This is a genomic window from Pseudomonas sp. NFACC25, assembly GCF_900100935.1.
Taxonomy (GTDB): domain Bacteria; phylum Pseudomonadota; class Gammaproteobacteria; order Pseudomonadales; family Pseudomonadaceae; genus Aquipseudomonas; species Aquipseudomonas marginalis.
Genome location: NZ_FMUC01000003.1, coordinates 634,804 through 656,429, shown reverse-complemented (window position 1 = coordinate 656,429; position 21,626 = coordinate 634,804). Strand labels below are relative to the sequence as shown.

Below are 21,626 nucleotides of genomic sequence, written 5' to 3'. Positions count from 1 at the left end.
CACATTTGGACCTCCAGCGCCTACGACTGTCGTGCCTGGCTCACCAACCAGTCCATCAACGCTTCAAGCCCTGCCGACGGCACCGTCCCCGGCGGATACACCAGGTAGTACCCCTTCCCCGTCGGCACGCGCAGTTCAAACGGCATCGCCAAGCGCCCCGCCTTGAGATCCTCGCCCATCAACGCACTGTCGCCCATCGCCACCCCGGAGCCCTGGGAGGCCACGTTCATCGCCAAGTCCAACGTTTCGAAATGATGCCCCTGGCTCACGTTGCTCAACCGCGTATCCGCCGCCTTGAGCCACCGCGCCCAATCGCGCTCGTCCCGGGTGGGGTGCAACAGCACCTGTTGCTGCAAGTCCGCCGGGGTGTGCAAACCGGCGAGCAGCGCGGGGGCGCAGACCGGGGTGAGTTGCTCATCGAACAAGTGCCGCGCCTCGGCCGATTGCTCGGCGATGGGCGCATAGATCACCGCCGCGTCGAATTGCTCGCGACGAAAATCCACGCTGTAGGCCACGGTGGTGGTGAGTTCCACCGGCACGTCCGGGCGCTCCCGCTGCCATTGCATCAGGCGCGGCAACAACCAGCGCATGACACAGGTGGAGGCCTTGATTTGCAGGGTCTGGCGGCGATTGCCGATCTGTTCCTGCGCGTCACCGAGCAGGCCAAACACCTGCTGCACCCGTTGCGACCACTCGCGACCTTCTTCGGTCAGGCTCAACCCCCGTGCCTGGCGCTGGAACAAGGCGTAGCCCAAATGGCTCTCCAGGCCGGCGATCTGCCGGCTCACCGCGCCTTGGGTGATGTGCAGTTGCTCGGCGGCGCGGGTGAAGTTGCAGCACTGGGCCGTGACCCAGAAGGTATGCAGCGCGGGCAGGGGCGGAAGGCGTTTCATATGGGCGCAGCCATGACGTGAGGACATGGCTAGTATGACTTTTTATCGATTGTTGCCGCTACGGGCCAACCGGTCCAATACCGCCACGATTCCATAACAAGAGCGACACCTATGGCGACCTGCGGCGAAGTATTGGTCAACCTCCTGGAACGCTACGGCGTGGACCAGGTGTTTGGTATCCCCGGCGTGCACACCGTGGAGCTGTATCGCGGCCTGGCCCGCTCGAGCATCCGCCACGTCACCCCGCGCCACGAACAGGGCGCCGGCTTTATGGCCGACGGCTACGCGCGCACCCGTGGCAAGCCGGGCGTGTGTTTCATCATCACCGGCCCCGGCATGACCAATATCACCACCGCCATGGGCCAGGCCTATGCCGACTCGATCCCGATGCTGGTGATTTCCAGCGTGCAATCGCGCAGCCAATTGGGTGGTGGGCGCGGCAAGCTGCATGAGCTGCCGAACCAGGGCGCGATGATGGCCGGGGTGGCGGCGTTCTCCCATACATTGATGTCGGCAGCGGAGCTGCCCGCGTTGCTGGCGCGGGCGTTTGCGTTGTTCCAGGCCGGCAGGCCGCGCCCGGTGCATATCGAGATTCCGTTGGATGTGCTGGTGGAAAACGCCGATGCACTGCTGGGCAGTCAACCGGTCAGCATCGCCCGTGCCGGTGCGGCACCGGCGGCAGTCAAGCAGATGAGCCAGTTGCTCGCCGCCGCCAAACGCCCGCTGATCCTGGCCGGTGGCGGCGCGATTGAGGCGGCCGCCGAATTGACTCGCCTGGCCGAAACCCTCGGCGCGCCGGTGGCCCTGACCATCAATGCGAAGGGCATGCTGCCTTCCGAGCATCCGCTGCTGATCGGCTCCACCCAGTCCCTGGTCGCTACCCGCGCGCTGGTGGCCGAGGCCGATGTGGTGCTGGCCATCGGCACCGAGCTGGCCGAGACCGACTACGACGTGACCTTCGCCGGTGGCTTCGAGATACCCGGCGCGCTGCTGCGCATCGATATCGACCCCGACCAGACCGTGCGCAATTACCCGCCGCACCTCGCACTGGTGGCCGATGCGCAGATCGCCGCCGATGCCTTGCTGACCGACTTGAACCGCACGCCGCTGGGCCCCCGCCACACCGACTGGGGCGCTCAGCGCGTCGCCCGGTTGTGGGCCGAACTGGTCCCCACCTGGGACGCCGCCACCCGCGCGCAAACCCTGTTCCTCAATACGGTGCTGGAAGCACTGCCGGGCGCCGTGCTGGTGGGCGACTCGACCCAACCGGTGTACAGCGGCAACCTGACCCTGAACCTCGACCACCCGCGCCGCTGGTTCAACTCCTCCACCGGCTACGGCACCCTGGGCTACGCCCTGCCGGCCGCCATCGGCGCCTGGTTGGGCCGTGGCGATGGGCAACCGGTGGTGTGTTTGATCGGTGACGGCGGGCTGCAATTCACCCTGCCGGAACTGGCCAGCGCAGTGGAAGCGCGCACGCCGATCATCGTGCTGCTGTGGAATAACCAGGGGTATGAAGAGATCAAGAAATACATGCTCAACCGCGCCATCGAACCGGTCGGCGTAGACATCTACACCCCGGATTTTATCGGCGTGGCCAAGGCCCTCGGCAGTGCTGCCGACAGCGCTCACAGCGTTGCACAGCTGCGCAACGCCTTGCGCGCCGCCGCCGATCGCCCAGGGCCGACGCTGATTGAGATCGACCAGGACCTATGGATGAAGGAGACAGCGGTATGAGCGCAGTAGTGAACGGTGTGTATATCGACGGCGCATGGCGTGCCGGCCATGACGTGCTGGAGGTGATCAACCCGGCCACCGAGGCGACCCTGGCCCGCGTCAGCGTCGGCGATGGGCAGGCCGTGACCCAGGCCGTGGATGCAGCCAGCGCGGCCTTTATCGACTGGTCGAAAAGTAGCGGCCGTGATCGCGCCAGCCTGCTGCGCAAAATCGCCCAAGGCGTCAGCGCGCAGCGCGAACAGTTGATGCACCTGCAATCGAGCAACAACGGCAAGCCGCTGTTTGAAGCCGGCATCGATGTGGACGATGTGATCGCCACGTTCGAGTACTACGCCGGTATCGCCGACGACATGGACGCCGGCCAGGACCGCCCGGTGGCGCTGCCCAGCGATGACTTCAGCGCGCGCCTGCGCCGTGAGCCGTGCGGCGTGGTGGGGCTGATCGTGCCGTGGAATTTCCCGATGGTCACCACCGCCTGGAAACTCGCCCCGGCCCTTGCCGCCGGTTGCTGCGTGGTACTCAAGCCCTCGGAAGTAACGCCATTGGCGGAGTTGCAGTTGGCGCAAATCATCGCTGACGCGGGCTGCCCGGCGGGGGTGTTCAACCTGGTCTGCGGCACCGGGGTGGCCGTTGGCGCACCGCTGGCGGCAGACCGTCGCGTGACGAAGATTTCCTTCACCGGCAGCAACGCCGTGGGGGTGCAGGTGATGCAACGTGCAGCGGAAACCATCAAGGGCGTGAGCCTGGAATTGGGCGGTAAATCTTCGCTGCTGGTACTGGCGGATGCCGACCTCGACCTGGCGGTGGAGCTGGCGTGTGGCGGTGGCTTTTTCAACGCCGGGCAAATGTGTTCCGCCACCAGCCGCGTGCTGGTGGCCGACAGCCTGGCGGATGAATTCCTGCAACGCTTGCAGGCACGGGCTGAAGCAATTCGCGTCGCCGACCCATTTGCCGACGACGTGGAAATGGGCGCGTTGATCAACCGCGTGCAGTATCAGCGGGTGCTGGGGCATATCCAACGGGGCGTCGAGGCTGGCGCGCGATTGGTGTGTGGCGGCGAACGCCCGGCGAACCTGGCGAAGGGCTACTTCATTCGCCCGACGGTGTTTACCGACGTGCCATTGGACAGTGCGTTGTGGAACGAAGAAATCTTCGGCCCGGTGCTGTGTGTACGGGCTTTTGCCACTGAGCAAGAGGCCATTGCCCTGGCCAACGACAGCGATTTCGGCCTGGTGGCCAGCGTGGTCAGCCATAGCGTCGAGACCACCGAGCGCGTGGCGAATGCCTTGCAGGCCGGGCTGGTGTGGATCAACTCACCGCAGGTGATCTTCCCGCAGACCGCATGGGGCGGTTACAAGCAGAGCAGTATCGGCCGTGAGCTGGGCCCGTGGGGGCTGGCGGCGTTTCAGGAGATCAAGCATGTGATCCGGTCTATCTGACGACGCAGAACAAATATGGGAGGGAGCTTGCACCTAATGCCAGTCAGTTAAGGAGGAACACTGTAACTGTGGTGAGCGGGCTTGCCACAGGTTACTGTTTGACCGTTCTATCTCTTAACTGATCGGCATTAGGGCTTGCCCGCTCTCACACTTTGACTTGCGGTGTTTCAGTTAACCGCAATTTTTAGATAGCCCCTGCGACTTTCTCATTTGCCCCCCTCCCCCCTGCGTGGCCTGATTCACCCTTGTTCACTCAAGGCAGGCCCATGGAAAACGTTCAGGCAAAACCCACCACCGCCGTATGGCTGATGATCAGCGTCGTGCTGGTCGCCCTTAACCTGCGGCCGTCGATGGCCGCCGTGGGGCCGTTGTTGTCGTCGATTCGCGGCGAGGTGCCGTTGAGTTTCAGCAGCGCGGCGTTGCTGACCATGTTGCCGGTCATGGCCATGGGCCTGGCGATGTTCTTTGGCATGGGCCTGGCCAAGCGCGTTGGCGAGCACCGCAGCATTGTGCTGTCACTGCTGGTGATTGGCGTGGCGACGTTGTCGCGGCTGTTCCTGGATTCGGCCCTGGAATTGATCGTCAGCGCCATTGCCGCCGGTGTGGGCATCGCCATGATCCAGGCGTTGATGCCGGCCCTGATCAAGTCGCGGTTCAGCGACAACGTGTCGCTGTTCATGGGCCTCTACGTCACCGCCATCATGGGCGGCGCGGCGCTGGCGGCAGCGTTCTCCCCCTTCGTGCAGGTGCAGACCGGCAGTTGGCGCATCGGCCTGGCGATCTGGGGGTTTCTGGCGTTGCTGGCCCTGGTGTTCTGGTACGCCCAGCGCTCGGTGTTGCCACCGTTGCCCCAAGCCACCGCCGGTCCTCAGGAATCGTTTTTCGGCAACGGCCGCGCCTGGTTGCTTGCGATCTTTTTCGGCCTCGGTACGGCGTCCTACACCTGCGTGCTGGCGTGGCTGGCGCCGTACTACGTGGAGCAAGGCTGGAGCGAACAGAATGCCGGGTTGTTGCTGGGATTCCTGACCGCGATGGAGGTGGTGTCCGGCCTGGTGACGCCGGCCATCGCCAACCGCCGCCGGGATAAACGCGGGGTGGTGGCGGTGTTGCTGGGGCTGATCATCCTCGGGTTCTGCGGCCTGATCCTCAGCCCGCAACACCTCAGTCTGCTGTGGCCGTGCCTGCTGGGCCTGGGTATCGGCGGGTTGTTCCCGATGAGCCTGATCCTGTCCCTCGACCACCTCGACAACCCGCGCCGCGCAGGGGGCCTTACCGCATTCGTGCAGGGCATCGGCTACCTGATTGCCGGCCTGTCGCCGCTGATCGCCGGGATGATCCGCGACCAGCTGGGCAGCTTCGAATGGGCCTGGTGGTCGTTGACGGCGGTGGTCGTGGTGATGCTGCTGATCGTCACGCGCTTCAACCCAAGGCATTACGCAGAACACATTCGCTGACGTCGTGTTGTAAACAGTATTTGTCTCACGACAAACATAGAAACGCCCTACAGAGCTTTCTATTGGTACGGCCGTTCCGTTAAGCTTTCGCGCTGTCTTGTACTGACTTCGGTACATGGGGTTTACGGACGAAACCGATGTTAAACAGTAACTTGCTCAGAAAACTCGATATGCAGGACTTGATGGTGTTTATCGCCGTCTATGACCAGAGCAGCGTTACCGACGTGTCAGAAACGCTGTTCGTCAGCCAGTCCACCGTGAGCTACAGCCTGAAGAAACTGCGGACCAGTTTTGAAGACGAACTGTTTATCAACACCCGGGCGGGCATGCGGCCTACGTACAAGGCCACTACCATGTACGCCCATGTGCAGAAGATCCTCGAAAGCATCAACCTGTGCCACGCCGGTGGCCAGGCCTTCGACCCGACCCAGAAGGCCGTGACCTTCAATGTCTGCGCGCCGGAGTACTTCGAACAACTGATCCTGCCGCGCCTGTTGAAGCATTTCGACCGCGCCGACCTGCCGGTGATCGTCAATGTGCAGAAACTGGAAGCCGACATCCCCGCCGACGACCTGCGCGAGGGCCGCCTGGACCTGGTGATCTGCTTCGGACCGCACTTTCACCGCGCCCATAAAGACTTCAAGACCCAGATGCTGCTGGAGGACGATCTGGTGTGCGTCTTCGATAAACGCTCGGCACCGCGCGAGCCGGCATTCAGCCTGCAATCATTCGTCGAGCGGCGCCACGTGTTCCCTACGCCATGGACCTCCGACACCAACATGATCGACGGCTGGCTGGCGCGCCAGGCCCACAAGCGCCAGGTGATCGCCCGCGCCAACAGCTACAGCGCGGCGCTGAAGATGATCACCGGCACCGACTTCATCGTCACCCTGCCGCGCCGCGTGCAGAAACTGCTGGCACCGGCGACGGTGTTCGGCCACTGCGAGGCCCCCAACGGATTGCCGGGGTTCACCCTGGATATGCAGTGGAATGAAAGCAGTGAACAGGACAGTGCCAATACCTGGTTTCGTGAACAGGTGGTGAAGATGTGTGCGGATCAGGGATTACTCTGACTTCTGTGGCGAGGGTTAGCCGATCGCGACTTTGCTGTAGGAATCGCGATCCATGTCGACCAGTTGGACACTGAGTTGAACCTGCAGATCCGCCGGCCAGTCGCCCAGATCCTGCAACGCTGCCAGCAGGCTTTGCGACAATTGCTGCTTGACCTGCGGCGACCGCCCGCTGAGCAGCGACAGCTTCACCGCGATGAAAGCGCGTGGGTTGAGGGAGGTGCCGACCTGAAAACTCTCGAGCTTCACGGCGCGGCTTTTGATATCGAACTCGGAACCGAACTGCCCGGACGCCATCAGCACATTGTTGAGCCGCAACAGGGTTTTCTCGACGGCCAGGTTTGTCAGGTTGGCGGTGTATTCCAAGTGCAGGTGTGGCATGGATGACTCCGAGTCATTCGTAGGAAAGTCTGTAGATATAGCACGGATAAAAGCCTCAGGCCTTGTTCGCCTGACCTCGATCGCTCATGAACGCTTCCAGCCGCGAACGCACCCAGCGTTCGGCCGGGTCGGTGTCCACATGACTGAGCCAGACCATGGACAAATCCAGGGTCGGCGTCTCGAACGGAAACGGCTCGCAGAACAGGTTGCCCGACACCGCCATGGCCTCGGCGGTGTAGTCCGGCAGGCTGGCGATCAGGTCGGTCCCGGCCAGCAGCGCGGGCAATGCGCTGTATTGCGGCACCGACAACACCACATGGCGCTTGCGGCCGATTTCCGCCAGCCACTCATCGGCAAACCCGGACACGTTGGCGGTGTGGGACACCAGCACATGGGGGCGCGAGCAATATTCATCGAGGGTCAGCGGGGTGTCCGAGGCATCGGCGCGCAGCAGTCGCGGACGAATGTGGCGCAGCAGCTTGCGCTTGGCATTCGCCGGCAGGCCACGGGTCTGGGTGATGCCGACGGTAATATCGCCGGACGCCAGCAGATCGGGAATCCGCCAATAGTCCACGTGCTGCACCACGAACACCACCTGCGGCGCTTCCTGGCGCAAGGCGCGCAACAACGGTGGCAACAGGCCGAACTCGACGTCGTCGGACAGGCCGATGCGAAAGGTCATGGTGCTGATGGATGGGTCGAAATCGTGGGTCAGGCTCAAGGCCGACGACAGTGAGTCCAGGGCGGGCGACAGGTGCTGGATGATTTCCTCGGCGCGCGCGGTAGGTTCCATGCGATGGCCGACGCGAATGAACAGCGGGTCGTTGAACAGGGTGCGCAGACGGTTGAGGGCCGAACTGATGGTCGGCTGGCCGAGAAACAGCTTCTCGGCCACCCGCGTCACATTGCGCTCGAGCATCAGTGCTTCGAAGACCACCATCAGGTTGATGTCGGCCTTGCGTAATTCATTGCGATTCATCGGCGCCTGCCCCTAGCCCAAGACAAGCCGCAGTTTAGAAAGCCGGGCCGGCCGCGTCTATGTGCACACTGTTCATCACGCGGCTTTGGGACTATAAACAGCGCTCGAACGTCGCAGGAACACTACCGTGCTGGTCATTTTTGGCCTGGCCATTCTGGTGGCCGGACTCTGCCTCTGGCTTATCCGCTTTGTCACCCGCCCCACCGCCCGCACCTTGTTGCGGGTGTTCGTCGGCCTGTGCCTGGCAGCAGTGGTGGCGTACCTGGTGCTGGCCTCGGGTTTTCCTGTTTCGTTGCTGGTTTCATAACGCCCCTTCTTTGAACTGGATGCTATTGCCTTGATAAACATCCGCAACATCGCACTACCGCTGTTACTGGCCGGATGTACCGCCATGACGCCCTACAAGGCACCGCTCGAAGGCCCGCGCGCGCAGCTCAAAAGTGAGTTGAGCACCCACGCCAGCTACAACGAATGGCTGTCTGTCAGCGTTTCGACGGATCATGAATGCCTGCAAGGCAGGGTGGGAACGCCGAGTAAGGAAACCGCACTGTTTGCGGTGCACAGCAGCACTTCGCGCCCCGACGGTTACGTGGACATCGCCGCCGACCAACCGCTGCACTTGATCGTGTCGGGCCTGGCGAGCGCCGGCCGGCGCTGTGTGATTGAGTTCAACACCCAGTTCGCCGCCCAGGGACGCTACCTGCTCAAAGGCGGGATTGCCGACGCCGACAGTGGGTGGTGTCGCGTTAAGGTGATCAATGCCGATACCGGCGCCGCGCTGGCGGAATTCGAAACCCCGACCCAGGTAACACCCGACCCCACGGAGAGCCCTTCGTGGAGGCAGTTCATGGCCCGTCAAGGGTGCTTTTTGGCTCCGGCCGAACATTGATCAGGGCTTGAGCGGACGCTCCTGATCCCGCTCGGACAGCTCAGTGCCGTCGTCCGGGTGCTTCCAGGTCTGGGGTTTTTCCTCTTCATGTCGCCGGGGTTGCTCATGCTCCGGCTCATCTTGGCGCTTCGGTTCATTGCCCATAGCCATCTCCCTTCCGTAAGAATGGGTCATACCTTCCAGCATAGAACAGAGCGGGATCTTTGACAGGCACGCAAATTCATAACCAACAGACATTAATCAATCCATATTTTTCACTTTTCATTTCTAAATGTGTCAGCCACTATCCTCGGTCTTACGCGAAACAAGCATTTAAAAAGAACGCTGGAGACACAAACCCATGACTAGCCCTTCCCGGCCCGATTCTGCCCGTTCGAAAGTAGGTGCGGTATTCCGCGTTACTTCGGGCAACTTCCTTGAACAATTCGACTTCTTTCTGTTCGGCTTCTACGCCACCTACATCGCTGCCGCGTTCTTCCCTGCCGCCAATGAATTTGCGTCATTAATGATGACCTTCGCCGTGTTCGGCGCGGGCTTCCTGATGCGCCCACTGGGCGCCATCATCCTCGGCGCTTATATCGATGACGTCGGTCGCCGCAAAGGGTTGATCGTGACCTTGTCGATCATGGCCAGCGGCACGCTGTTGATCGTGCTGGTGCCGGGCTATCACACCATTGGCCTGTGGGCCCCGCTGCTGGTGCTGGTGGGCCGCTTGCTGCAAGGCTTTTCGGCCGGTGCGGAGCTGGGCGGTGTGTCGGTGTACCTGTCTGAAATGGCCACCCCAGGCCGCAAGGGGTTCTACACCAGTTGGCAATCGGGCAGCCAACAGATCTCCATCGTGGTCGCCGCCGCCCTGGGCTATGGCTTGAACGTGTGGATGGAACCGGCGGTGGTTGCCGATTGGGGCTGGCGCATTCCGTTCGCCATCGGTTGCGTGATCATCCCCTTTATCTTTGTGTTGCGTCGCAACCTGCAGGAAACCGAAGAATTCGCCAACCGCAAGCATCGCCCGACCATGCGCGAGGTGCTGGCCACACTGGTGAAAAACTGGACCGTGGTCATCGGCGGCATGCTGATGGTGGCCATGACCACCACCGCGTTCTACCTGATCACCGTGTACGCGCCGACCTTCGGCAAGACCGTGCTGCAACTGAGCACCTCCGACGCGCTGCTGGTGACCTTGCTGGTGGCGGTGTCGAACTTTGTCTGGCTGCCGATCGGCGGCACCCTGAGCGACCGCTTCGGCCGCAAGCCGGTGCTGATCGCCATGACCGCGTTGACGGTACTCACGGCTTATCCGGCGCTGTCCTACGTGGTGAATGCACCGAGCTTCGCCCATATGCTGGAGACGCTGCTGTGGTTCTCGTTCCTGTACGGCATGTACAACGGCGCGATGATCCCCGCCCTCACGGAAATCATGCCGGTGGAAGTGCGCGTGGCGGGCTTCTCCCTGGCCTACAGCCTGGCGACCGCGATCTTCGGTGGGTTTACCCCGGCGATCTCCACCTGGTTTATTCACATCACTGAAGACAAGGCCTCGCCGGCCTATTGGATGATGTTCGCTGCGTTGTGCGCGCTGTGTTCGACCCTGGCGCTGTACCGTCGCGCCAATGCACGCGGGCAGGTGATGCAGGGGGCGGCGTGATGAAGTCTCTGTTCAAGACCCTGACGGCCCTGGCCCTCGGTGCCCTGGCGCTGACGGCCCAGGCCGAGGAACTCAAGGTGATGACCTCCGGTGGCTTCACCGCCGCCTATAAACTGCTGGGCCCGCAATACGCCCGGCACAGCGGCGACACCCTCGATACCGTCCTCGGCCCCTCCATGGGCAAGGCGCCGGAAGCGATTCCCAACCGCCTGGCCCGTGGCGAACATGCCGACGTGGTGATCATGGTCGGCTATGCCCTGGATGACTTGATCAAACAAGGCAAGGTCGACCCGGCGTCCCGCGTGGAACTGGCGGATTCGCGCATCGGCCTGGTGGTGAAGGCAGGTGCGACCAAACCCGCGATCGGCACCGATGCCGAACTCAAGGCCGTACTGAGCAAGGCCAAGTCCGTGGCGTATTCGGACAGCGCCAGCGGTGTGTATGTCGAGAAAGAGCTGTTCAAGAAGCTCGGCATGCCCGCCAAAGGCACCATGATCGAACGCCTCCCGGTGGCCGAACAGGTCGCCAAGGGCGATTACGAGGTGGGCTTGCAGCAGGTGGCGGAGTTATTGCCGGTGCCGGGTGTGACGTACGTCGGCAAGATCCCGGAAGACGTGCAATCGGTGACGCGCTTTGCGGCGGGCATTCCGGTCAATGCCGAACACCCTGCACAGGCCAAGGCCTTGTTGCAATTCCTCGCGTCGCCCCAGGCACAACCGGTGGTGCAATCCACCGGCCTGGACTCGGTGGCACACTGACCGAAACGGCATCTCGCGCACCAACCGCTCCAATTCCAGCGCCGCCGGCGGCCAGCTCCGTCCGCGGCGTTTGATCAAGCCCACATTACCCATCACCTGCGGTTCCACCCACCGCACACTCAGCCAAATGGGCTGCTCCGACGCCAGTATCGCGATCGACGGCAGCATGGCCCCCCATCCCGCCTCCACCAGTCTGAAGCGCCCGGTCCACAGGGCTTGAGGCAAATGAACGAAAACCTTCGAAACAATTCAAAGCACTTCAATTTAGTATAAATTGCATGCCACTCAACAAGGCATTCAAGGAGGTTTCCCGTGGCAACTCTGCAAGCTCACACCATCCAGGCACTGCACACCCATCGCCCGACCCTGCTGACCGAATGGGTTGCCAGCCTTGAAGCTTCGGGGGCCACGCGTAACGTCAAGGCCGAAGACACCCGGCAGCAGGCCAACGACTTCCTCAACCTGCTCATCGCGGCGCTGCAGCAAGGCGGTTCCCAGCCGGTCAACCATGAAAACTGGGCAGAAACCCGGGTATTCCTGGAAAAGCTCTCCCACAGCCGCGCCCTGGTCGGCCAGGACTCGCAACAGACCGCCAGCTTTATCTTTGCCCTCAAGGGCCCGCTGTTCGCCCTGCTGCAACGGGAGTACGCCGAACAACCGACGCAACTGGCCGAACAACTGTGGGAAATCTCCGAGCTGCTTGACGCGCTGGGCATGCACACCATCCGTACGTTCCAGAAATCCCGTGAGTCGGTGATCAAGCGCCAGCAGGAAGAATTGCTGGAACTGTCCACCCCGGTGGTCAAGCTGTGGGACGGCGTGCTGGCCCTGCCGATGATCGGCACCCTGGATTCGCAACGCACCCAGGTGGTCATGGAGTCCCTGCTGCAGCGCATCGTCGACACCGGCTCGGAAATCGCCATCATCGACATCACCGGCGTACCCACCGTGGACACCCTGGTAGCCCAGCACCTGTTGAAAACCGTTACGGCCATCCGCCTCATGGGGGCCGACTGCATCATCAGCGGCGTGCGTCCGCAGATCGCCCAGACCATCGTGCACCTGGGCCTCGACCTGCAAGGCGTGGTGACCAAGGCCAACCTGGCGGATGCCTTGGCGCTGGCCCTGAAACGCCTGGGCGTCACCATCAGCAAGGCTGTTTAAGCATGGAACGTATCCCTATTTTGCAGATGGGCGAATTCCTGCTCGTGACGATCCAGGTCGACATGCATGACCAGCTCGCGCTGACGCTGCAGGACGACCTGTCCGAGCGCATCAGCCGTACATCCGCCCGGGGCGTGCTGATCGACATTTCGGCGCTGGACATGGTCGACTCGTTTATCGGCCGCATGATCGGCACCATTTCCGGCCTGTCGCGCATCATGGATGCCCAGACCGTGCTGGTAGGCATGCAGCCGGCCGTAGCGATCACGCTGGTGGAACTGGGCATGACCCTGCCGGGCGTGGCCACCGCGTTGAACGTCGAGCGCGGCATGCAACTGTTGCGTGACCGGGTAGACCACTCATGACCCAGGCCAGCAGTGGCACTCACCCGGTGCTCATCGAACAGGACGTAGTGCTGGCCCGACAATTGGTGCGCAAGCTGGCCCAGGAATGCGGCATGCGCCTGATCGACCTGACCAAACTGGTCACCGCCGTCAGTGAGCTGGCGCGCAACACCGTGGTGTACGGCGGCGGCGGCCATATGGATTGGGCCGTGGTCGAAAAAGACCACCGCCCAGGCCTGCGCCTGACCTTTCGCGACGAAGGGCCGGGCATCCCCGACCTCAAGTTGGCGATGACCGACGGCTGGACCTCCGGCAGCGGCCTGGGCCTGGGCCTGACCGGCGCCAAGCGGTTGGTGGACGAGTTTGAACTGGACACCGCACCCGGCCAGGGCACCCGCGTGACGATTACCCGATGGGCCTGAATATTCCCAGTGCCCTGACCCAGGTGTTGTTGATCGAGGATGTCAGCCAGATCGGCCATGCCCGACGCACCGCGCAACAGTTGGCCGAACAATCGGGTTTCGACGAGACCGATGCCGGCCGCGTGGCACTGGTGGCCACCGAGCTGGCCAGCAATATCCTCAAGCATGCCGCCCATGGCCAATTGCATCTGCGCCTCACGGGTAACCAGGGCGTGGAGCTGATCGCCGTGGACCGTGGCCAGGGCTTTGACCTGGACAGTTGCCTGGTGGACGGCTTTTCCACCGGCGGCACCCAGGGCATCGGCATGGGCGCCATTTCGCGTGTGGCCCAGGTGTTCGACGTGTACGCCGATCAGCGCGGAACGGCGATGCTGGCGCGCCTGTATCCACGGGCATCGGCCAGCAAAGATCTCCGCTACGGCGTCAGCCAGCATTCCCTGCACGACGACCCGGCCTGCGGCGATGCCTGGCACCTGGTGATCGAACCCGGCCGGTTCAGCGTGATGGTAGCCGACGGCCTGGGCCATGGCAGCGAAGCCGAACGCGCGGCGCAGGCCGGCGAAGCGGTGTTTGCCCAAGACGCCTTCTTCGACGCAAGCGAGCTGTTCAATGACCTGCATATCGGCATGAACGGCACCCGCGGCGCAGCCGTGGCCGTGGCGCAGTACGATGCCACGGCAGACAGCCTGCGCTTTACCGGGGTGGGCAATATCGGCGCCAGCCTGATCGGCCCCGGCAAGTCCCGCGGGCTGGCGTCCCATCCGGGGATCGTCGGCGTGCAGTTTCGCAAGGCGCAGCCCTTCGACTACGCTCAAGTGGGCGGCCAGATGCTGATCCTCTACAGCGACGGCCTGCAGTCACGCTGGAACCTGGCGGACTATCCCGGGCTTTCCCATCGCCACCCTGCCCTGATCGCCGCCGTCCTGCACCGTGATTTCTGTCGCGGCCGGGATGACGTTACCGTCTTTGTGATTGCCCTGGAGGCCATCGATGGCTGACACCACCGTTTCGCTTGAGGAGCAAGTGCGAACGCTTCGCCTGGAAGCCGATGCACTGCGCGCCGAACTGGACGAAACCAACCAGGGCGTATTGGCACTCTATGCCGAGCTGGATACCCAGGCCGACCAACTGCGCCAGGCGTCGGACCTGAAAAGCCGTTTCCTGTCGTACATGAGCCATGAATTCCGCACGCCCCTGGGCTCGATCCTGAGCATCACCAGTCTGTTGGCCGACGAACTCGACGGTCCCCTGAGCCCTGAGCAGCACACACAGGTCGGGTTTATCCGCAGCTCGGCACGCGAACTGCGGGAAATGGTCGACGACCTGCTGGACCTGGCCAAGATCGAGGCCGGGCGCATCACGATCTCGCCGGCCTGGTTCGACATGTTCGATCTGTTCTCGGCGTTGCGCGGGATGTTCCGCCCGATCGTCGATGCGACGTCGGTGGACTTGATCTTCGAAGAGCCGATCGGCTTGCCCAAGCTGTACACCGATGACAAGAAGCTCGCGCAGATCCTGCGCAACTTCATCTCCAACGCCCTGAAGTTCACGGTGCAAGGTGAAGTGCGAGTGTCGGCGCAGAGAGTGGGTGATCAGGAAATCCGCTTTGCCGTGCACGACACCGGCCTGGGCATTCCGGCTGAATTGCACAGCAACCTGTTCGAAGACTTTTCCCAGATCGATTCGCCGCTGCAAAAACGCCTGCGCGGCACCGGCCTGGGGCTGTCGCTGTGCAAACGCTTTGCCGAGTTGCTCGGCGGCCGCGTCGGCGTGGAAAGTACCCCAGGCGTGGGCTCGATGTTCTTCGTGATCATTCCTCTCTCTATTCCTGGCGGGCTTGTTGATGAACCGTGACATCCAACTGCTGATCGTCGACGACAACGCGGCGACCCGCTATGCCCTGCGCCGGCGCCTGGAGAACCATGACTACCGCGTGCTCGAGGCCGGCACCGGCCAGGAAGGGCTGGACCTGATCGCCAGCCAAAAGATCGACGGGCTGATCCTCGACGTCAACCTGCCGGACATGAGCGGCTTCGACATCGTACGCGGGCTGCGCGCCGATCCGGTCACGGCCTTGCTGCCGGTGGTGCACGTGTCGGCCGCCTCCATCGAGACCGGCGATATCATCACCGGCCTGGATGCCGGGGCCGATGCCTACCTGATCCACCCCATCGACCCCGATGTGCTGCTGGCGACCCTGCGGACCTTGCTGCGGGTGCGCGACACCGAATATGCGCTGCGCGAGAGCGAGGCACGCTTTCGCGAAATATTCTTCAATATCAGCGCACCGATTGCGGTCATGGATGCGCAGCTCAAGGTCCACGAATGTAACCACGCCTTCGCCCAATTGATTCACGACAACCTCAACCCCGACGCCCTGCTGGAGTGCTTCGCCGCCGATCAACTCGGCGTGCTCCAGGAACTGTGCCAGCGCCTGGCTGCCGGCGAGCGCTGGAAGGGCACCCTGCACATGAAGGTCGACGGTCAGTTGCGCGAGACCGAATGGCAGGTTTCGCCCTACCGCAGCGCCGAATTGAGCCTGGTGTTTGTCGAAGACGTCACCGAGCACCGCCACCGCGAGCGGCACCAACAGGCCGAGCTGGCCAACGCCGCCACCCAGTTGGCACGTACCGAGGCGCAACTGTTGCAGGCGCAGAAGATGGATGCCCTGGGCAAGCTCACCGGCGGCATTGCCCATGACTTCAACAACCTGCTGACCGGGATCATCACCAGCCTGGAGCTGATCAAGAAACGCATCGAGACCCAGCGCACCGACAAGGTCATGGCCTATGCCGATGCAGCGTTGAGCTCGGCCCTCAGCGCCGCCGGCCTGACCAACCGCCTGCTCGCCTTCGCCCGCCAGCAGCCGCTGGACACACGGCCGATCGACATCAACGCGCATATCCGCTCCCTGGAGGAACTGCTGGTACGCACCATCGGTGAACATATCGCGCTGAAGCTGGAGCTGACCCACAACCCTGCCGTGGCGATGGTCGATCCGATCCAGCTGGAAAGTGCGGTGCTGAACCTGGTGATCAACGCCCGCGACGCGCTGCCCAAGGGCGGCACTGTCTGGGTGACGACTTACCCGGCCTACTCCAGTGGCAACCTGAAACTGGAAAACGGCGCCTACATCGCCCTGTCGGTGCGGGACAACGGGGTGGGCATCGAACACAGCGTCATCGACAAAGTCTTCGACCCTTTCTTCACCACCAAGCCGCTGGGCCAGGGCACCGGGCTGGGCCTGTCGACCATCTACGGGTTTGCCCGCCAGTCCGGCGGCGATGCACAGATCCGCAGCGTGACCCGCCAGGGCACCGAAGTGACCATCATGCTTCCCGCCGCCAGCGGGCCTGCCAGCATCGTGACCAAGCCTCTGGCCGCACCCGGCCAGAGCAAGGGCGAACATGTGCTGGTCGTCGAAGACATGCCTTCGGTGCGCAGCTTTGTCGCCGAAATCCTGGCCGACGCCGGCTACCGTTGCAGCCTGGCCGCCAATGGTGACGAAGCGGTGGTCTGCCTGCGCAGCGACCCGAGCATCAACCTGTTGTTGACCGACGTCGGCCTGCCCTTTATGACCGGGCGCGAACTGGCAGACGTGGCACGCGAGATCCGCCACACCTTGCCGATCCTGTTCATGACCGGCTACGCGGAAAATGCCGCGAACCGGCAAAGTTTCCTCGGCGAAGGCATGGATCTGATTTCCAAGCCGTTTCACATCGATGAGTTGCTGGAAAAGATCCGTCGTGGGCTGGATGGGACGGCAGGCGAGCGTTAGAAGGGACAGGGGCACCACGCCAAAAGGCACCTGCCTGGTGCCCGAAGGCGGCGAAAACCGAATGCCCGCGCGGCGCGAAAACCCACGGTAAAACGAAGCAGTATCGCGCAACGGCACAGGCGGCGAACCTGTCAGGAATGACAGTACCGCTGGTCCCGTGGCGCGTTGACGAGCAGCGGCTTCGGGACTTTGCTTATGGTTACCGCGACGAATCTGCAGCGGGGCACACCGGTTCGAGGACAGGAAGAATGAGCGACAGACAGAACGGCACAGTGAAGTGGTTCAACGATGAAAAGGGTTACGGATTCATCACGCCGGAGAGCGGCCCCGACCTGTTCGTCCACTTCAGGGCAATCGAGGGCAACGGGTTCAAAACATTGAAGGAGGGCCAGAAGGTCACCTTTGAAGCCGTACAGGGCCAGAAAGGCATGCAGGCCGATAAAGTCCAAATCGTGTCCTGACCCGCTTGATGCCCGCAGACATACCTGCCCCGACGGGCCACCTATTGCACTGGAAAGGAGAACGGCCATGCCCAGGAAAACTCCACAGACTGCAATCTCCATCAGCAGCAAGACTGCCGCCTACGATGAGCAGGACATTTTCTTTCGCAGCGCCACCACCGCCCAGGGCGGCCGGCGGCTGCGCGAGGGGCAGACGGTCACCTACGAATTGGTCAGGGGCCCGGGCGGCGACTGGCAGGCCGTCAATATCGAGATCGTGGACGAGTCGACACTGAACTAGCCCGCGCATGTCACTACAGCTGAAACCTTGCGACGGCTTCGTTCAGGGAAACGGCCAGCTGCGCCAGTTCTCGACTCGATCCATTGATCTGCCCGGCGCCGGAAGAGGATTGCGCAGACAGGTCGCGAATATTGACGATGTTGCGATCGACTTCCTTGGCCACCTGGGCCTGCTCCTCGGCGGCGCTGGCGATGACCAGGTTGCGCTGGTGGATCTGGTCGATGGAGTCGGTGATCTGGCTCAATGCGCCCCCCGCGCCCTCAGCCAAAGCCAGAGTGTCGGTGGCACGCTGGGTACTCGACTGCATCGAGCTCAACGCCTCGTTTGACCCCGTGCGCATCGCGGTCACCATCTGGTCGATTTCCAGGGTCGATTGCTGGGTACGGTGGGCCAGTGCACGGACTTCGTCAGCCACCACCGCAAAGCCACGCCCGGACTCACCGGCCCGCGCCGCCTCGATCGCAGCGTTGAGTGCCAGCAGGTTGGTCTGCTCGGCGATGGAGCGGATCACATCGAGCACCTTGCCGATATCCCGCGATTGCTCGGCGAGGTTCTGCACCAGGGTCGAGGTTTCGCCGATGTTGGTGCTCAGGGCTTGAATGGCGCTGACGGTTTCACCCACACGGTGCTGGCCTTCGCGCGCGGTTTCATTGGAAAGGCGAGTGGACTCGGAGGTGGACACCGCATTGCGCGCTACCTCATCCGCCGCCGAGGTCATCTCGTTGACGGCGGTGGCGGCCTGCTCGATTTCAGCGGTCTGCTTTTGCAGGCTGCGGCTGCTCTGGTCGGTGATGCCGTTGAGGTCGGTGGCCGATGACGCCATCTGCCCGGCCGACTGGCGAATCAGTTGCAAGGTCCCGCGCAGGTTGGCCTGCATGGTCTTGAGTGCCACGAGCAGGCGCGTCACTTCGTCGTCGCCGCTCACGTCCACCGTTTGGGTCAGGTCACCTTCGGCAACGTTCTCGGCAGCCCGTACGGCATGACTGAGCGGGCCGACAATGCTGCGCGTGAGCAACCAGGCCAGCAGCACGGTGCTCAACCCGGCCACGATCACAAAGCCGAACACCATGGTGCGCGAACGGCCGTACTGCGATTCGGCCGCCTGGCCTTGCTGGTTGATCTGGGCGTTGTAGTAGTCGGCCAGGGCATTGAGTTGGGCCCCGGAGCCATCCACCACGGTTTTCATATCCACCAGCAACAACTTGTTGAGCTCGGCGCCCTGCTGCTTGTCGGCAAGGATGAACGACTGCGCCAGCCCTTGCTGGTATTGGCGCAGCGAGACCTGGAACTGGTCATAGAGCGTGCGTACTTCGGGGGTGTCGATCACTGCATCGAGGTCGGCCAGCCGTTTGCTCAGGTCCTGGCTGCGGGTGTCCATCTGGCTACGGTATTGCGGGATGCTCGCCGGGTTCGGGTCCAGGGCCATGCGCAAAGAGATCGTACGAATGCGCAGCATGATTTCACGAATGTCCGCCACCAGCCGCATCTTCGGCACCAGCCCGCTTTCCACCTGCACCGCGCTGGCGCGGATGCTTGCCATGTTCGACAGTGCAAAAAAACCCAGCAGGGCCACGAGCAAAGCAATCAGGGCAAAACCCAGACCCGCACGGCGGGCGATGGACAGGCTGCGAAGGGACATTAGGGGGGACTCTCTTATTGGGGATACGATGTCGTACGAGAGTGTTTCGGCCGTGTGGGTAAAGACTTGAGGGGCGTACACCCAGGAAATGGGAAGTTATAAATATCAGTGAGTTATTTGCAGTATCGACGAGCACGGCGCCCACCAACGACAATACTGGGAACATCAAAGGATTACCCCACCAGCAGGTCTGACATGGAAAAAGCCGTCATTACTCTGGCACTGATTTCTTGCCTATACGGCTGCATCGGCGCACAACTTTCACTTCCTGAACAGAAAAACGTACGCACCACCCCTCAACCGAACCCGCCTGAACGAGCATGGTGCGGCGTGACGCTTTGGGCTGTAGTTCCAATACCCCTGAAGCTCCCCGTGTGCCGCTCACATCCCGCTCCCTCGCCCTTATATGCCTGTGGTCCTTTCATGTTCCTGGGACCGGTCATGCACGGTTACAAGGGGAATGCCTTATGCGGAGAAATGCCTTGAGAGCCCATGACACCCGTCTGGAAAACTGCTTGCTCCCATGTGCCCACTTGCAAAAGTCCCAAGGCGGGACTAGGATTTTCCCATGAGAATAGTCGCACTCAGTCAACTCAAAACCTTTTGGCACAAGCACCCGGATTCGGAGCAACCGTTCCTGGCCTGGATAGACGAAGTAAAAAACGCCGACTGGTCAAACCCGGCTGACATCAAGGAACACTTTCGCAGCGCTAGCATTCTCAAAAGCCGAAGGGTCGTCTTCAACATCAAAGGTAACGACTACAGGCTCGTGGTCGCCGTGGCCTATCGCTATGGCGCTGTCTACATCAAGTTTGTCGGTACACATAAGCAGTACGACGCAATTGACGCCGATACCGTCGAAACGGAGTAACCCATGAACATCCGACCTATCCACACCGAACAGGATTACAAGGACGCGCTCAAGTCTGTCTCTGCACTGTTCGACAACGAACCAGAACCCGGCACCCCGGAAGGTGATTACTTTGACGTAATGATCACGCTGATCGAGGCCTATGAAGCCAAACACTTTCCCATGGACCTGCCCAACCCAATCGATGCCATTCGCTTCAGAATGGAACAGTCTGGCCTGTCGGCGGCTGATCTTATTCCCGCCATTGGCCGCCAGAATCGTGTTTATGAAGTGCTGAATGGAAAACGAGCGCTGACCTTGCCAATGATTTGGAAGCTGCATGAGATGTTTGGAATTCCAGCAGAAAGCCTGATCAAGCCAGTAAGGCATGCTTGAAGATGGAATACGGTTGGTTGTGCCTGCTGGAAAGAACCACTACGGCCTTGTTTGCTGCTCGGAACGAGTAGCTCTGCCCCAAACTCTCAGAAACGAAAAAGCCCCGTAGCTTATTCAGCTACGGGGCTTTTTCTATGTAATGGCGGAGAGATAGGGATTCGAACCCTAGGTACCGGTGAAGGTACAACGGATTTCGAATCCGTCCCATTCGGCCACTCTGGCATCTCTCCAACGGCGCGCATCATAACAGCCTGTTTCGTGGAAGCAAAGCGCGGATGCGATTTTTTTCCGTGCTATCAGATGCTTGCGTCGATTAAAGCGGTACGCCGAGGCGCTTGGCGACTTCTTCGTAGGCTTCGATCACATCACCGAGGCCTTGGCGGAAGCGGTCCTTGTCCATCTTCTTCTTGGTGTCCTTGTCCCACAGGCGGCAGCCGTCCGGGCTGAATTCGTCGCCGAGGACGATGGAGCCATCGTGGAACACACCGAATTCCAGCTTGAAGTCCACCAGCAGCAGGCCTGCGTCGTCGAACAGCTTGCTCAGCACGTCGTTGACCTTGAGGGACAACTCCTTCATGCGTGCCAGTTGCTCGGCGGTGCCCCAGCCGAATGCCACGACGTGGGATTCGTTGATGAACGGGTCGCCCTTGGCGTCGTCCTTCAGGAACAGCTCGAACGTGTAAGGGTTGAGCTTGAGGCCCTCTTCCACGCCCAGGCGCTTGACCAGGCTGCCGGCGGCGTAGTTACGCACGACGCATTCCACCGGGATCATGTCCAGCTTCTTCACCAGGCACTCGTTGTCGCCCAGCAGTTTGTCGAATTGGGTCGGAATGCCGGCCGCTTCGAGTTTCTGCATGATGAAGGCGTTGAACTTGTTGTTCACCATGCCCTTGCGATCAAGTTGTTCGATGCGCTTGCCGTCGAACGCCGAGGTGTCGTTGCGAAACAGCAGGATCAGGCGGTTGGCGTCGTCGGTCTTGTAAACCGACTTGGCTTTGCCGCGGTAGAGTTCTTCACGTTTTTCCATGATGGGCTCCGCTTTGAGTG

The 21,626-nt window shown here is 61.9% G+C and carries 24 protein-coding genes, 1 tRNA gene and 2 pseudogenes; 18 read left to right on the top strand and 9 right to left on the bottom strand.

Annotated features, from left to right (window positions below; all coding sequences use genetic code 11):
- Positions 1 to 20: 20 nt before the first annotated feature.
- Entirely contained in the window at positions 21 to 893 is an 873-nt protein-coding gene (locus BLQ09_RS10805; RefSeq protein WP_092356608.1) for a LysR substrate-binding domain-containing protein, read from the bottom strand.
- Between the two features lie 111 nt (positions 894 to 1,004).
- Here BLQ09_RS10805 and BLQ09_RS10800 point away from each other — a divergent pair, with 111 nt between their 5' ends.
- The 4 genes from BLQ09_RS10800 (at position 1,005) to BLQ09_RS10785 (ending at position 6,596) form a co-directional block, all read left to right on the top strand.
- Positions 1,005 to 2,630: a 5-guanidino-2-oxopentanoate decarboxylase gene (locus BLQ09_RS10800; RefSeq protein ID WP_092356605.1), complete on the top strand. Its 1,626-nt coding sequence runs from the start codon at positions 1,005 to 1,007 to the stop codon at positions 2,628 to 2,630.
- Positions 2,627 to 4,069: an aldehyde dehydrogenase family protein gene (locus BLQ09_RS10795; RefSeq protein ID WP_092356602.1), complete on the top strand. Its 1,443-nt coding sequence runs from the start codon at positions 2,627 to 2,629 to the stop codon at positions 4,067 to 4,069. Before BLQ09_RS10800 ends, BLQ09_RS10795 begins: the two co-directional genes overlap by 4 nt.
- Positions 4,070 to 4,335: 266 nt before the next feature.
- A complete protein-coding gene (locus BLQ09_RS10790; RefSeq protein ID WP_092356599.1) occupies positions 4,336 to 5,523 on the top strand; it encodes a cyanate transporter in 1,188 nt (395 codons plus the stop codon).
- 137 nt (positions 5,524 to 5,660) lie between these two features.
- On the top strand, positions 5,661 to 6,596 hold the full coding sequence (locus tag BLQ09_RS10785) for a LysR family transcriptional regulator (protein ID WP_092356596.1): 936 nt from the start codon (positions 5,661 to 5,663) through the stop codon (positions 6,594 to 6,596).
- 15 nt (positions 6,597 to 6,611) lie between these two features.
- On the opposite strand, the gene BLQ09_RS10780 is transcribed toward BLQ09_RS10785, so the two are convergent.
- A complete protein-coding gene (locus BLQ09_RS10780) occupies positions 6,612 to 6,974 on the bottom strand; it encodes a 5-carboxymethyl-2-hydroxymuconate Delta-isomerase (RefSeq protein WP_092356593.1) in 363 nt (120 codons plus the stop codon).
- Positions 6,975 to 7,029: 55 nt separating this feature from the next.
- Positions 7,030 to 7,953 carry a LysR substrate-binding domain-containing protein gene (locus BLQ09_RS10775; protein ID WP_092356590.1) on the bottom strand — a complete coding sequence of 308 codons (924 nt, stop codon included), beginning with the start codon at positions 7,951 to 7,953 and terminating at the stop codon, positions 7,030 to 7,032.
- 127 nt (positions 7,954 to 8,080) lie between these two features.
- Here BLQ09_RS10775 and BLQ09_RS10770 point away from each other — a divergent pair, with 127 nt between their 5' ends.
- Both BLQ09_RS10770 and BLQ09_RS10765 read left to right on the top strand, forming a co-directional pair.
- Positions 8,081 to 8,260, top strand: a complete 180-nt coding sequence (locus tag BLQ09_RS10770) for a hypothetical protein (protein WP_027604295.1) — start codon at positions 8,081 to 8,083, stop codon at positions 8,258 to 8,260.
- An 84-nt stretch (positions 8,261 to 8,344) separates the two neighbouring features.
- Complete coding sequence (locus BLQ09_RS10765) at positions 8,345 to 8,842, top strand: hypothetical protein (RefSeq protein WP_051429319.1); 498 nt, start codon at positions 8,345 to 8,347, stop codon at positions 8,840 to 8,842.
- Here BLQ09_RS10765 and BLQ09_RS31245 read toward each other — a convergent pair whose 3' ends face one another.
- Positions 8,843 to 8,986 carry a hypothetical protein gene (locus tag BLQ09_RS31245; protein ID WP_162844254.1) on the bottom strand — a complete coding sequence of 48 codons (144 nt, stop codon included), beginning with the start codon at positions 8,984 to 8,986 and terminating at the stop codon, positions 8,843 to 8,845.
- A 196-nt stretch (positions 8,987 to 9,182) separates the two neighbouring features.
- On the opposite strand from BLQ09_RS31245, the gene BLQ09_RS10755 reads away from it, so the two are divergent.
- A complete protein-coding gene (locus BLQ09_RS10755; RefSeq protein ID WP_027604296.1) occupies positions 9,183 to 10,487 on the top strand; it encodes an MFS transporter in 1,305 nt (434 codons plus the stop codon).
- A complete protein-coding gene (locus tag BLQ09_RS10750) occupies positions 10,487 to 11,245 on the top strand; it encodes a substrate-binding domain-containing protein (RefSeq protein WP_092356584.1) in 759 nt (252 codons plus the stop codon). The genes BLQ09_RS10755 and BLQ09_RS10750 overlap by 1 nt, the downstream gene beginning before the upstream one ends.
- On the opposite strand, the pseudogene BLQ09_RS31500 reads toward BLQ09_RS10750, so the two are convergent.
- Positions 11,243 to 11,437, bottom strand: a pseudogene (locus tag BLQ09_RS31500) (LysR family transcriptional regulator); the annotation flags it as partial. The gene BLQ09_RS10750 and the pseudogene BLQ09_RS31500 sit on opposite strands and share 3 nt — an antisense overlap.
- Before the next feature lie 120 nt (positions 11,438 to 11,557).
- Here BLQ09_RS31500 and BLQ09_RS10740 point away from each other — a divergent pair.
- From BLQ09_RS10740 to BLQ09_RS10705, 8 genes are all read left to right on the top strand, one after another.
- Positions 11,558 to 12,409, top strand: coding sequence for an STAS domain-containing protein (locus tag BLQ09_RS10740; RefSeq protein WP_027604298.1), 852 nt, complete (start codon positions 11,558 to 11,560; stop codon positions 12,407 to 12,409).
- 2 nt (positions 12,410 to 12,411) lie between these two features.
- On the top strand, positions 12,412 to 12,774 hold the full coding sequence (locus tag BLQ09_RS10735; RefSeq protein WP_065938902.1) for an STAS domain-containing protein: 363 nt from the start codon (positions 12,412 to 12,414) through the stop codon (positions 12,772 to 12,774).
- Entirely contained in the window at positions 12,771 to 13,175 is a 405-nt protein-coding gene (locus BLQ09_RS10730) for an ATP-binding protein (RefSeq protein ID WP_027604300.1), read from the top strand. Before BLQ09_RS10735 ends, BLQ09_RS10730 begins: the two co-directional genes overlap by 4 nt.
- Positions 13,166 to 14,173, top strand: coding sequence for an ATP-binding protein (locus tag BLQ09_RS10725; RefSeq protein ID WP_092356581.1), 1,008 nt, complete (start codon positions 13,166 to 13,168; stop codon positions 14,171 to 14,173). Before BLQ09_RS10730 ends, BLQ09_RS10725 begins: the two co-directional genes overlap by 10 nt.
- Positions 14,166 to 15,029 (top strand): sensor histidine kinase, encoded by an 864-nt coding sequence (locus BLQ09_RS10720; protein WP_027604302.1) that lies wholly within the window; start codon positions 14,166 to 14,168, stop codon positions 15,027 to 15,029. Before BLQ09_RS10725 ends, BLQ09_RS10720 begins: the two co-directional genes overlap by 8 nt.
- The gene (locus BLQ09_RS10715; RefSeq protein WP_092356578.1) at positions 15,019 to 16,953 is read left to right on the top strand and encodes a response regulator; all 1,935 of its coding nucleotides are present in this window, start codon (positions 15,019 to 15,021) and stop codon (positions 16,951 to 16,953) included. The genes BLQ09_RS10720 and BLQ09_RS10715 overlap by 11 nt, the downstream gene beginning before the upstream one ends.
- Before the next feature lie 248 nt (positions 16,954 to 17,201).
- Positions 17,202 to 17,414: a cold-shock protein gene (locus BLQ09_RS10710; protein WP_027604304.1), complete on the top strand. Its 213-nt coding sequence runs from the start codon at positions 17,202 to 17,204 to the stop codon at positions 17,412 to 17,414.
- A 67-nt stretch (positions 17,415 to 17,481) separates the two neighbouring features.
- Positions 17,482 to 17,694: a cold-shock protein gene (locus BLQ09_RS10705; RefSeq protein ID WP_027604305.1), complete on the top strand. Its 213-nt coding sequence runs from the start codon at positions 17,482 to 17,484 to the stop codon at positions 17,692 to 17,694.
- Positions 17,695 to 17,707: 13 nt separating this feature from the next.
- Here the strand turns inward: BLQ09_RS10705 and BLQ09_RS31825 are convergent, their stop codons facing one another.
- Both BLQ09_RS31825 and BLQ09_RS31820 read right to left on the bottom strand, forming a co-directional pair.
- Positions 17,708 to 18,517, bottom strand: a complete 810-nt coding sequence (locus tag BLQ09_RS31825) for a methyl-accepting chemotaxis protein (protein ID WP_371914500.1) — start codon at positions 18,515 to 18,517, stop codon at positions 17,708 to 17,710.
- Positions 18,518 to 18,565: 48 nt separating this feature from the next.
- Positions 18,566 to 19,333: pseudogene (locus BLQ09_RS31820) on the bottom strand (MCP four helix bundle domain-containing protein); the annotation flags it as partial.
- A 568-nt stretch (positions 19,334 to 19,901) separates the two neighbouring features.
- On the opposite strand from BLQ09_RS31820, the gene BLQ09_RS10690 reads away from it, so the two are divergent.
- Positions 19,902 to 20,204 carry a type II toxin-antitoxin system HigB family toxin gene (locus tag BLQ09_RS10690; protein ID WP_027604307.1) on the top strand — a complete coding sequence of 101 codons (303 nt, stop codon included), beginning with the start codon at positions 19,902 to 19,904 and terminating at the stop codon, positions 20,202 to 20,204.
- A gap of 3 nt (positions 20,205 to 20,207) precedes the next feature.
- The gene (locus tag BLQ09_RS10685; protein WP_027604308.1) at positions 20,208 to 20,579 is read left to right on the top strand and encodes a helix-turn-helix domain-containing protein; all 372 of its coding nucleotides are present in this window, start codon (positions 20,208 to 20,210) and stop codon (positions 20,577 to 20,579) included.
- Positions 20,580 to 20,719: 140 nt separating this feature from the next.
- On the opposite strand, the gene BLQ09_RS10680 is transcribed toward BLQ09_RS10685, so the two are convergent.
- Together BLQ09_RS10680 and purC are read right to left on the bottom strand one after the other, a co-directional pair.
- A tRNA-Ser gene (locus tag BLQ09_RS10680) sits at positions 20,720 to 20,809 on the bottom strand.
- Between the two features lie 83 nt (positions 20,810 to 20,892).
- Complete coding sequence (gene purC, locus BLQ09_RS10675; protein ID WP_027604309.1) at positions 20,893 to 21,606, bottom strand: phosphoribosylaminoimidazolesuccinocarboxamide synthase; 714 nt, start codon at positions 21,604 to 21,606, stop codon at positions 20,893 to 20,895.
- Between the last annotated feature and the right edge of the window lie 20 nt (positions 21,607 to 21,626).

Excerpts from the sequence above, each read along its gene's own strand:
- BLQ09_RS10800 (WP_092356605.1), top strand. The coding sequence starts at position 1,005 with ATGGCGACCTGCGGCGAAGTATTGGTCAACCTCCTGGAACGCTACGGC.
- BLQ09_RS10780 (WP_092356593.1), bottom strand. The coding sequence starts at position 6,974 with ATGCCACACCTGCACTTGGAATACACCGCCAACCTGACAAACCTGGCC.
- BLQ09_RS10710 (WP_027604304.1), top strand. The coding sequence starts at position 17,202 with ATGAGCGACAGACAGAACGGCACAGTGAAGTGGTTCAACGATGAAAAG.
- BLQ09_RS10705 (WP_027604305.1), top strand. The coding sequence starts at position 17,482 with ATGCCCAGGAAAACTCCACAGACTGCAATCTCCATCAGCAGCAAGACT.
- BLQ09_RS10715 (WP_092356578.1), top strand. The coding sequence starts at position 15,019 with ATGAACCGTGACATCCAACTGCTGATCGTCGACGACAACGCGGCGACC.
- BLQ09_RS10805 (WP_092356608.1), bottom strand. The coding sequence starts at position 893 with ATGAAACGCCTTCCGCCCCTGCCCGCGCTGCATACCTTCTGGGTCACG.
- BLQ09_RS10690 (WP_027604307.1), top strand. The coding sequence starts at position 19,902 with ATGAGAATAGTCGCACTCAGTCAACTCAAAACCTTTTGGCACAAGCAC.
- BLQ09_RS10730 (WP_027604300.1), top strand. The coding sequence starts at position 12,771 with ATGACCCAGGCCAGCAGTGGCACTCACCCGGTGCTCATCGAACAGGAC.
- BLQ09_RS10785 (WP_092356596.1), top strand. The coding sequence starts at position 5,661 with ATGTTAAACAGTAACTTGCTCAGAAAACTCGATATGCAGGACTTGATG.
- BLQ09_RS10685 (WP_027604308.1), top strand. The coding sequence starts at position 20,208 with ATGAACATCCGACCTATCCACACCGAACAGGATTACAAGGACGCGCTC.
- BLQ09_RS10765 (WP_051429319.1), top strand. The coding sequence starts at position 8,345 with ATGACGCCCTACAAGGCACCGCTCGAAGGCCCGCGCGCGCAGCTCAAA.
- BLQ09_RS10725 (WP_092356581.1), top strand. The coding sequence starts at position 13,166 with ATGGGCCTGAATATTCCCAGTGCCCTGACCCAGGTGTTGTTGATCGAG.
- BLQ09_RS10750 (WP_092356584.1), top strand. The coding sequence starts at position 10,487 with ATGAAGTCTCTGTTCAAGACCCTGACGGCCCTGGCCCTCGGTGCCCTG.
- BLQ09_RS31825 (WP_371914500.1), bottom strand. The coding sequence starts at position 18,517 with ATGGCGTCATCGGCCACCGACCTCAACGGCATCACCGACCAGAGCAGC.
- BLQ09_RS10720 (WP_027604302.1), top strand. The coding sequence starts at position 14,166 with ATGGCTGACACCACCGTTTCGCTTGAGGAGCAAGTGCGAACGCTTCGC.
- purC (WP_027604309.1), bottom strand. The coding sequence starts at position 21,606 with ATGGAAAAACGTGAAGAACTCTACCGCGGCAAAGCCAAGTCGGTTTAC.
- BLQ09_RS10755 (WP_027604296.1), top strand. The coding sequence starts at position 9,183 with ATGACTAGCCCTTCCCGGCCCGATTCTGCCCGTTCGAAAGTAGGTGCG.
- BLQ09_RS10795 (WP_092356602.1), top strand. The coding sequence starts at position 2,627 with ATGAGCGCAGTAGTGAACGGTGTGTATATCGACGGCGCATGGCGTGCC.
- BLQ09_RS31245 (WP_162844254.1), bottom strand. The coding sequence starts at position 8,986 with ATGGGCAATGAACCGAAGCGCCAAGATGAGCCGGAGCATGAGCAACCC.
- BLQ09_RS10790 (WP_092356599.1), top strand. The coding sequence starts at position 4,336 with ATGGAAAACGTTCAGGCAAAACCCACCACCGCCGTATGGCTGATGATC.
- BLQ09_RS10775 (WP_092356590.1), bottom strand. The coding sequence starts at position 7,953 with ATGAATCGCAATGAATTACGCAAGGCCGACATCAACCTGATGGTGGTC.
- BLQ09_RS10735 (WP_065938902.1), top strand. The coding sequence starts at position 12,412 with ATGGAACGTATCCCTATTTTGCAGATGGGCGAATTCCTGCTCGTGACG.